Source organism: Paracoccus benzoatiresistens (assembly GCF_026913015.1).
GTDB classification, from domain to species: domain Bacteria; phylum Pseudomonadota; class Alphaproteobacteria; order Rhodobacterales; family Rhodobacteraceae; genus Paracoccus; species Paracoccus benzoatiresistens.
This window is the reverse complement of the sequence record NZ_JAPTYD010000091.1, coordinates 1-9,283: the sequence shown is the minus strand read 5'-3', so window position 1 is coordinate 9,283 and position 9,283 is coordinate 1. Positions and strand designations below refer to the sequence as shown.

8 protein-coding genes, 1 pseudogene and 1 riboswitch are annotated in these 9,283 nt (G+C 59.2%); of the genes and pseudogenes, 1 reads left to right on the top strand and 8 read right to left on the bottom strand.

The genetic code is table 11. From position 1 onward, the window contains the following. Window positions 1-200: 200 nt before the first annotated feature. From OU682_RS22635 to OU682_RS22600, 8 genes and pseudogenes are all read right to left on the bottom strand, one after another. Entirely contained in the window at window positions 201-596 is a 396-nt protein-coding gene (locus tag OU682_RS22635) for a response regulator (RefSeq protein ID WP_268944455.1), read from the bottom strand. Beyond that, window positions 596-1,612, bottom strand: coding sequence for an HWE histidine kinase domain-containing protein (locus OU682_RS22630; protein WP_268944454.1), 1,017 nt, complete (start codon window positions 1,610-1,612; stop codon window positions 596-598). Before OU682_RS22630 ends, OU682_RS22635 begins: the two co-directional genes overlap by 1 nt. 433 nt (window positions 1,613-2,045) lie before the next feature. Continuing rightward, window positions 2,046-3,074, bottom strand: coding sequence for a methionine synthase (locus tag OU682_RS22625; RefSeq protein ID WP_268944453.1), 1,029 nt, complete (start codon window positions 3,072-3,074; stop codon window positions 2,046-2,048). Window positions 3,075-3,099: 25 nt separating this feature from the next. After that, a complete protein-coding gene (locus OU682_RS22620) occupies window positions 3,100-4,086 on the bottom strand; it encodes a DUF1852 domain-containing protein (protein WP_268944452.1) in 987 nt (328 codons plus the stop codon). A gap of 127 nt (window positions 4,087-4,213) precedes the next feature. Then, window positions 4,214-4,414, bottom strand: a riboswitch (cobalamin riboswitch). 183 nt (window positions 4,415-4,597) lie between these two features. Further along, window positions 4,598-4,848, bottom strand: a pseudogene (locus tag OU682_RS22615) (short-chain fatty acyl-CoA regulator family protein). Window positions 4,849-5,152: 304 nt separating this feature from the next. After that, window positions 5,153-5,935, bottom strand: a complete 783-nt coding sequence (locus OU682_RS22610; protein WP_268944451.1) for an aspartate/glutamate racemase family protein — start codon at window positions 5,933-5,935, stop codon at window positions 5,153-5,155. Window positions 5,936-6,021: 86 nt separating this feature from the next. Beyond that, a complete protein-coding gene (locus tag OU682_RS22605; RefSeq protein ID WP_268944450.1) occupies window positions 6,022-7,371 on the bottom strand; it encodes an NCS1 family transporter in 1,350 nt (449 codons plus the stop codon). 40 nt (window positions 7,372-7,411) lie between these two features. After that, window positions 7,412-8,110 (bottom strand): aspartate/glutamate racemase family protein, encoded by a 699-nt coding sequence (locus OU682_RS22600; RefSeq protein WP_268944449.1) that lies wholly within the window; start codon window positions 8,108-8,110, stop codon window positions 7,412-7,414. A 151-nt stretch (window positions 8,111-8,261) separates the two neighbouring features. Here OU682_RS22600 and OU682_RS22595 point away from each other — a divergent pair, with 151 nt between their 5' ends. Further along, entirely contained in the window at window positions 8,262-8,930 is a 669-nt protein-coding gene (locus OU682_RS22595) for a GntR family transcriptional regulator (protein ID WP_268944448.1), read from the top strand. Window positions 8,931-9,283: the final 353 nt, after the last annotated feature.

Below are 9,283 nucleotides of genomic sequence, written 5' to 3'. Positions count from 1 at the left end.
CCGGCTGGGTGGGTGTCAGTTCACCCGGAGATTACGCCGCCATCCAATTTCTACCACTTCCGAGACACGACCCAAGCCAAACCGTCCGAAAGCGGATGGCTGAGCGGACAGTCCTTCGGCTCTTTACGGATCAGCGCCTTCGATTTCCGGCCATGCATGATTCAAATCGGGCGAGACAGCATCTCTCGGATACTCGTGCTCTATCCCGTTGCCTCAAGCCGTCTCATGGCAGCAAGCAGTTGGCGCTCAGTAAACGGCTTTTCGACATTCTCGACCTCGGCCAGAACCTCGCTGTCCTCGAAATCGAAGCTGCCATAGGCCGAGGCGATCACGAAGGGGATCTGCAGGCTTCGCAGGCGCTTGGCCACCGGGACCACCGGCTGTCCATGAAGGTTCACGTCAAGGACAGCCAGATCGGGCTGCTCATGGGCCAGCAGCCGCAGGGCTGCGTCCACTGAGCTGGCGGGTCCCAAAGCCCGGTAGCCATTGCCCTTCAGCATCGCCTGGATATCCAACGCGACCATGAACTCGTCCTCGACAACAAGCACCACAGGACGGCTGTCACCATCTGAGCTTTCCGAGGTCTTGCCAGTCATCAGACCTCCGGAGGGTGCTTACTTGTGATGGGGACTGTCAGCTTGGCCAGCAAACCTTCAGGGCGATAGTCCAGTTCCGCACTGCCCTTGAGGTCGTATTCCGTAGCAAACTGAATCATCTGGGTGCCAAAGCCAGTTTCCTCAGGCGGCGATACCCCTGAGCAGCCGCTTTCCTCCCATCGAAGGTGGATCTCAGCTCGGCCCTCCTGGTCCGAGGCTTCGCTCCAGCTGATCGACAGCCGCCCTTCCGGCACGGAAAGCGCGCCATACTTCAGGGCATTTGTCGCCATTTCGTGCAGGATCATGCCCAGCGACGTCGCCTGTTTGCCCGACAAGACAACTGCCGGCTCTGCGGCCAGAGACAGCGTGCTGGCGCCCTCCAGATAGGGCTCCATGACCGCGCGCACCAAATCTGGAAGAATGGTGGCAGACGCCCCGGCCCGAGAGACCCCAATGGATCTTCCCAAGGCATTGAGGCGGCCCCTGAGATCATCGCGGTATTCCTCCGCGCTGCGCCCGGTCACGTTAGTCTGAGCAACAAGCGCCTGCATGACCATAAGCAGGTTCTTGATGCGGTGATCCAGTTCACCGATGAGAATGTCCTTCTTGTCATCGGCCTTGCGTTGCTCCGTGGCATCCAAGATCGTCAGCATCAGGATGCGCTTGCCGTTCTCGGGATGATGCAACCGTTGCGCGCTGACCAGCATATTCCGGAAACCAACCCGTGGAAACTCTGCCTGAACCTCGTAATCGACGATTGCGGCGCTTTTCGGAATGACCCCTTCCAGGAGGATGCGCAGTTCGGGGATGTTCCACTGGCCGTTGTCCAGTTCCAGGAACGGAACACCCACCGTGTCATCGCTGTTGGCCTCGAAGGCCCGATAGAAGGCTGGATTGGCGCTGAGAACCGTGAGGTCGCCATCCAGCACCAGAAGCGGGTCGCGAAGCGTGTTCATCACGCCCACCGCTTGCACATGCGATCCGCGCAACAAGCGATAAAGTTCGTCGAGATCCAAGCAAGTCTCCAGAATGTGTCGTGATGAGTCTATCGGGAGATGGCTGGATTGGACAGCGGAATGAGGAGGCACCCCGGGAGGAAGTTGGCCGCTTCGTACTCTTTGCGTCGCGTCGCGAAAGAACTCCGTCGACCGAGGTGTAGAACACGCCACGTACTTCACCATCTGCTGTCGAGAGGTAGGTAAAGAAAAGGGAGAGTTTCTTGCCCCTACCTGCAGGCAACCGTGTTCACTTCAGACCCTGCGAGTTTGAAGTAAATAAACTCGGTCAGAAAAACTAAGGCAGTTTATTGCCCGTCATAACGACTTTTCTTAACGAAACGGGCCGTCTTGGATGGAGATCGGCCACGCGTGGGTCACGCGAGCCAATCCCACTGCAGCTGCCGTATTGAAACAGTCGCCGATGCCAGACAGACCCGCGTGCGGACACATGTCACGCCGAAAGCTCGCGCCGAACGATATCGGCGCCGGCGCTCAGAGCAGCCAGCTTGCCTTGCGCTATGCGGCGTGACAGCGGCGCCATTCCGCAATTGGTGCAAGGATAAAGCTTGTCGGCATCCACGAACCGAAGGGCCCGTCGCAGAACATCCGCGACTTCCTCGGGCGTCTCGACCGCATCCGTCGCCACGTCAATGGCACCGACCATCACCTTCTTGCCGCGGAGCAATTCGATCAGCTCCATCGGGACACGGGAATGCTGACATTCCAGCGACACCATGCCGATCGAGGATGTCTGCAGTTTGGGAAACACCTGCTCGTACTGCCGCCATTCCTCACCCAGGCTTTTCTTCCAGTCTGTATTGGCCTTGATGCCGTAGCCATAGCAGATGTGAACGGCGGTTTCGCAGCGCAGCCCTTCAGCGGCTCTTTCAAGGGCGGCGATGCCCCAGTCGTTCACCTCGTCGAAGAAGACGTTGAAGGCGGGCTCGTCGAACTGGACGATGTCGACGCCTGCGGCCTCCAACTCCCGCGCCTCGTCGTTGAGGATCCTGGCGAACTCCCAGGCCAGCTTCTCGCGGCTCTTGTAATGGGCGTCGTAAAGCGTGTCGATCATGGTCATAGGGCCCGGCAGGGCCCATTTGATCGGCCGGTCGGTCAGCCCGCGCAGGAACTTTGCATCCTCCACGAAGACAGGCTTCTGGCGGGACACGGCGCCGACAACTGTCGGAACGCTGGCATCGTAGCGGTCGCGGATCCTGACGGTTTCGCGCTTCTGGAAATCGACGCCGGCCAGATGCTCGATAAAGGTGGTCACGAAATGCTGGCGGGTCTGCTCACCATCGCTGACAATGTCGATGCCTGCCTGCTGCTGATCGCTCAGGACCACGCGCAGGGCATCCTGCTTGCCTTCGGTCAGTTCATCGCCGTGCAGCTTCCAAGGCGACCAGAGCTTTTCCGGTTCTGCCAGCCAAGAGGGTCTGGGCAGGCTTCCTGCGGTCGATGTGGGCAGCAACTTGTTCATGATAGATTGACCTTTTTACGGTGGATCAGGCGGCGGTGTGTCGGGCGGACCATTGCTGAAGAATGTTCCAGTATGGCTTGATAAAATGCTCTTCGGCGAATTGTCCCTGCTGAACAGCAAGCCGGCTGCGCTCGTCGCGATCGTAGACAATCCGGGTCAACGAATAGTCCTGATGCGTCAGGCTTGGCCGGTAGCACCGTCCTGCCGGGGAATTGGCATTGTAGATCTCGGGCCGGTAGATCCTCTGGAAGGTTTCCATCGTGCTGATCGTGCCAATAAGTTCGAGGGGGGAGTAGTCGTTAAGCAGGTCACCCGTGAAGTAGAAGGCAAAAGGTGCGGCGCTGTTCGCGGGCATGAAATAGCGAACCTGCAATCCCATTCTTTCGAAATACTGGTCTGTCAACGAGAACTCATCCTGCTGGTATTCGACGCCCAAGACATGATGCTTGTTCTCGGTCCGGTGATAGGTCCTGCTCCCTGAAACGCTCAGGCAGATAACCGGCGGTTTGTCGAAATTCTCCCGGTAGGCAGCGGACGCCAAAAAGCACTTGAAGAGTTGTCCATGCAGAACGCCAAAATCTTCCGGTGCGCTGAAATGAGCTTGGCCTTTGTTGTGCTGCGGCAACCTGATGCTGAAATCATAATCTCTCACATATGAGGAGAAATTGTTTCCCGCGATGCCGCAGATCCGCTTTCCGGTCTTTTGATCACAGATCGTTGGGTTCAAAATTTCGATCAGCGGGAAAGCGTTGATGCAACTTCCGTCGCCAATGGTGACTTCGGCTGAGATGATGTCCAATTCGACCGAGTACCGATCACTGTTCGGGTTGTCCCAACGGGCCAGAGCGTTGAAGCGGTTGTCGATCATCGTGAAGGCGTTGCGCAGATTGTCCTTGCGCCTGCTCCCCCGGGCCAGATTGGCGAAGTTGGTCGTGGCGCGGGTCCCGTCGGAAGGGCGATAATTTTCGTCGAAACGAATGCATTTGATAGAGTACGCGAGGTCTTCTCTCATCCTGACAGGCCTTCTGAGCGGCTTGAGTAGACAAGCCGTGAAACTAAATGACTCTCCACGACCAATGTCGTGAAGCGGCTATGTCACCTTGCGGATGGCCGCTCCCGACGCGCCCACCGCGGCCGGAACAGGTGATCGATTCAAGGCAGGTTTCCTGACTTGCGGGTCTGTGCCTTGTCTGGCCTTCCCGGTGCGGCTTCGGCACCAGTGGCTTTTCCGACAGGCTCTCCGCCTACAGTTGCGGGGGCAGTTCCGGACTTGGCGACCGCCTTACCGGATTCCCTTTTACCCGAGGCTTTCCCCCGGCACCTTGATCTTGATGCAAAATCCTCTGACGGGCGGAAGGTGTCAACTGATGTGGCCGTGAAATTCCTTCATGAAGAATATGAACCACCACTCCGGAGAATGATGAGTCCGTGCCGACTGGGTAACGACTAATTCGTGGTGTCAGCATCGTGTATCGGGTGCCAAGGATATCCCTTTACCGCGTGCCTGCCCAAAGGGACATCAACTACACGCCAGGCTTTCTGGCACTTGCGTCATTTATGCAGCCGGCCCCGCTGGAGTATGGGGCAAAGCGGGCCTCATCGAGAGCTACGACACGTGGCTTTCTCTCCATCGGAAAGGCAAGCTGCGGACAGGCGCTACGCTCACATAGCTTGCATCCGGGACCAACCGGTCAGCGTGAGCCAGGTCGCAGCTTAACGCAACGGTAAAGGTTTTGACCGGTGCGCCAAAGCCGCCGCGGTCATGAATGACCATTCGTGCAATCCACGGTCAGCCGACTTACCGATCTGGACCCAATAACGTGTCAGAGTATCAAATTGAGAAGTGGTGTCCGATTAGGATGGGTCAGCGGACGCCGGCTGCCCTTCGGTTGCGTGTCCATCAAGGCCTACAGAACTCGCCTGAGCCGAGTCTCAGTTGAATGGTACTGCATCTTTCGCATTGAGGGCCCCCTGAGTGTTACAGGTCGCGTTTATGACACTCTCGCTAATTGGCTAGAACGCCGACCTTGCGCGAGCAACTGCGGCAGTCCACGATGCTCGCGCAAAAAGCCGGTCCTCTACTTCGCAATTTCCTTCAAGGCGGCCTTTGTGGCGGCTGTGACGGCAACGACAAGGGGAACATCGAAGCGCGGCTGAATGCGCATGGCCGGTGCAGACAAGGGGCCGCCCCCCATGATAACGGCTTCTGCCCCGTCCTCGTGTACCGCTTGCTCGACCGCTTCGGCCAACGCTGCATCGAGTTGCTCGGGTTCCTCGACGAGTTCCTTTGGGTCGCCGGGCGTGACGCGGACGCCCTTGAACTGCTTTCCATAGCCAAGTTCCTCTGCTTTGGCCCGGAAAGACTCTATCAGCGCAGGATCGGGGGTGATCGTCACGATGGCGAAGGAGCGGCCGTCCCGGGCCGCTTCATGAAAGGCCTGTTCGCCGATGCCCACCACAACGGTATCGGGCAGCGCTTCACGCAGTTCGGCAAGGCCGGGATCACTGAACGCGGAAACGATAACGGCCGCAACCTCTTCCTCGGCGGCAGCCAGCCGGCCGATCTCGACCACGCCGCTAACAGCGTGGGCCATATCTTCGGGGGTGGTCAGAAGCCGTGGAGCATTGTCATTGGTGCGTCCGAGGATCCGAGCCTCGTCGCCAGCAGCTTCCTGCGCAAGCGCCGTCATGCTCTCGGTCGCGGCGGCATTGGAGTTGGGGTTAATTAGGACAATAGCGGGGCTGTCCGCTGAAGGCGTGGTCTCTGCTGCGGAGGTTCCAGCCAGGCAGAGCACTGCGACAGCGGCATGCGATATGCAGCGGGATACGGTGGCCGTGCGGAGCCGGTGTGTCCGGGACATGGGCTTGATCCTTGTGACGAGTGAAGCGAAGTCTGCAAGAGGTGATCGCCCGGCCTCGTATAAGAGGCCGGGCGCATGGTCCGGTTTCAGTTCGACAGGAACCGACGTGCCGAAGGCATGGACTTCATCAGGACGTAGTAGCTCAGACCTGCTGGGATCAGGCTGGCATACCACGAGATGCCGGAAAAGATCAGCGCGAAGACAATGCCGACTGCCGTCGCAATGATCGCGGCCCAGTTTACTCCCTTGTAAGGGCCTTCCTCGTCATAAAGCAGGTCAAGGTTCAACTGGCGCTTGCGCAGCACATAGTAGTCCACCACCAGCACCGCGAAGATCGGTCCCAGGAAGGCCGAATAGGTTTGGATGAACAGGTTGAGCCCGGCGGCGGACTCGTCCTTGACCAGCTCCCAGGGAAAAGTTGCGAAAGCCAGCAGCCCCACTAGAACGGCCGATGTCTTGAAGTTCAGCTTGAAGATATCCATCAGCGCATAGGCTGGCGGGATCACGTTGTTCAGCACGTTTGTCGTGACCTGCGCGAAGACGATGAACAGCAGCGTGATGATCAGCAGGATCTTGTTGTCCACGGCGCTGGAAAACACCTTGATCGGGTCGACTTCGCCTGTGGCGCTGGAGACCATCAGGCCGATCAGTCCCATGAACAGGGTCGCCGGCAGGATCGAATTTGCGTAGATCACCACCTGCCGCAGCGGCGAGACGCTTTCCTTCAGTTCGCGCGAATAGTCCGACACGTTCAGCATCATCGTGCTGTAGACGCCCAGGAACAGCATCGTGGCACCCCAGAATGGCGTCCCCCAAGTGCCCTCGGCCTGCAACAGGTTTGTTGAGATCTGGTCGCCGTATTTGCCGATGACGCTGAAGAACATGTAGATCAGCGCGCCGATGATGAAGATCGAGCCGATGTTTTCCAGCCATTTGATGCCACTGAAGCCCAGAACCGACAGGCCGATCTGCAGGAACTGGAAAGCGATAAACCAGAAGACGATGTTGTCGAAACCGAACAGCGTCACTGACACGAGGTTCAGCGCCCCGGCCCCAATCCAGCTTTGAAAGCCGAACCAGACGATCGCGGGCACTGACCGGACTAGGGCCGGAAGGCGCGTGCCGGCAAAGCCAAAGGATGACCGCGCCTGCACCATGAAGGGAATGCCGTATTTGTGACCCGCCGCGCCGTTGATCGCCAGGGCCACCCCGATCACGGTGCAGCCGATGGCAATGGCCAGGAACACCTGCAAGAGGTTCAACGTGCCCGCCAGGCCCGAGCCGACGGTAAACGTCCCGATGGATACGCAGCCGCCCAGCCAGGCGAACAGATAGGACCAGGGATCCATGATCCGATGGCGCTGCGGGGCAAGCGTTTCCTCCCCCACCTTCTTGTGACCGGCTTCTGTGATATGGCCTCTGGCCAAATCCTCCATTGACGACATCTCCTTGTCCTTCCCTGTTGTTGATTTTGTCTTATTTCTGGTTCGGCTGCGCGTAGGCGCAGATCTTGCTGGTTCCCAAGCTGACCGCTGCGAGCCCTTCGACGAACTTGAGGGCGACGGTGACGCCGTCGATGACCGGCACCCCGGTTTCGCGCGACAGCCAATCGGTCAGGTCCGCCATGCCCGCGCAGCCCAGCACGATTGCCTCGCAGTTGTCCTCGCGAATGGCGCGCAGGATTTCGTCGCGCACCTTCTCCCTGGCACCCGAGCCTTCCTCTTCCAGTGCCAGGACGGGAATGCTGGCCGACCGGACCTTGCGGCACTGATGGTCCACGCCGTAGCGGCGGGCCAGTTCCTCAATCACGGGCACAGACCGGGGCAGCGTGGTGACGACCGAGAAGCTGGTGGCCAGCATGGTCGCAGCCTTCATGGCAGCCTCCGCAATGCCGATGACGGGGCCAGTGGCCAGTTCACGGCAGGCACCGATGCCAGGATCGTCAAAGCAGGCCACCACAACGCCGGCCACCCCCTCCTGCTCGCCCTCGCGGACATGGCGCAGCAGCGCGGGCACCGACATGGCCTCGTCATAGTGACCCTCGATGCTGGCGGGCGATCCTTCCCCGGTTCGCGCGATGATTTCGACCCCTGGTCCGGCCACGCGCCGGGCACTGGCGGCAATCTTGTCGGTCATCGAGGCTGTCGCGTTGGGATTGACGAGAAGGATTTTCATGAGCGCCTCCGGCTTGCTTCTATTTACTAATCGTCGACGATTCGGATGCAATGTGTCAACGATTTCTATTTGGGCAGTCGCACGACTTCTTGTGCTGCCCGAAACGGCGACATAGTTTCCATTTCAGCAGGCAAGGAGCGAACACAATTTCATGGCAGAGAATGCGGAAAGCCGGATCGTCGACGGGGTGATCGAGGCTATTCTCGAGCGGCGGCTGCGTGCGGGCACCAAGCTCAGCGAGCCGGAACTCTGCGAAATCTATGACTGCAGCCGAACGGATGTGCGTCGTGCTCTTGTCATCTTGGCTACCCGCAAGACGGTCGAATTGAGGCGGAACCGCGGCGCCTTCGTGCGCGTCCCCAGCCAGCCCGAGGCGCATAACGTTTTCCAAGCACGCCGGGCCATTGAGAAGACCTTGGCGCGGAACGCAGCGCAGCATGCCGCGAACGCGGATCTCGCCGAACTGGACGAGGTGGTGCAGGCCGAGGTCATGGCCCGCAGGAACGGAGACCGCGCCCGGGCAATTCGCCTTTCAGGGGAGTTCCACATGGTTCTGGCCAAGATCGGACAGAACGATGTTCTGGCCGAATTCCTGCGCGAACTGATCATGCGCAGCTCTCTCATCATCGGCTTCTTTGCGGGCTCGACCCATGTCCTCTGCCAAGACGAGGAGCACGGCGAAATTGCCTCGGCAATCCGGATGGGCGACGGGACAAAGGCGAGCGACCTCCTTGAGGCACATCTGCGCCACATCGAGGCGCAGCTGGTGTTCGACGCGTCATCGGAAGCAAGCGACCTGCGCCGCATTCTCAGTAGATAGAGAATGAGGACTGTTCAGGTCTTGCATTGATCTTGCGGCCGCATGCGCCATCGTTGACGCCCGGCGATCTTCCGATGCAGGATTACATGCACGTCCGTCTGCCAAACAGTGCGTTATTCCGCCCGCAGTTCGAGTATAAAGGCGAGCACGCCCACATCGACGAGAGGGGCCGTTTGACGCTGCACAGGGCCGCACCGCCGTGCTGGATGGCCTAATACATCCCATACATGATCGGTTGCTGCTCCGCCGCTGAGCTTCGATGCTTGAGGCGGTTAACGCTGAAAGGAGAGCAGCGATGGGGTATTATGTTGGACTGGATGTGAGCCTCAAACGCACGGCAATCTGCGTTCTTG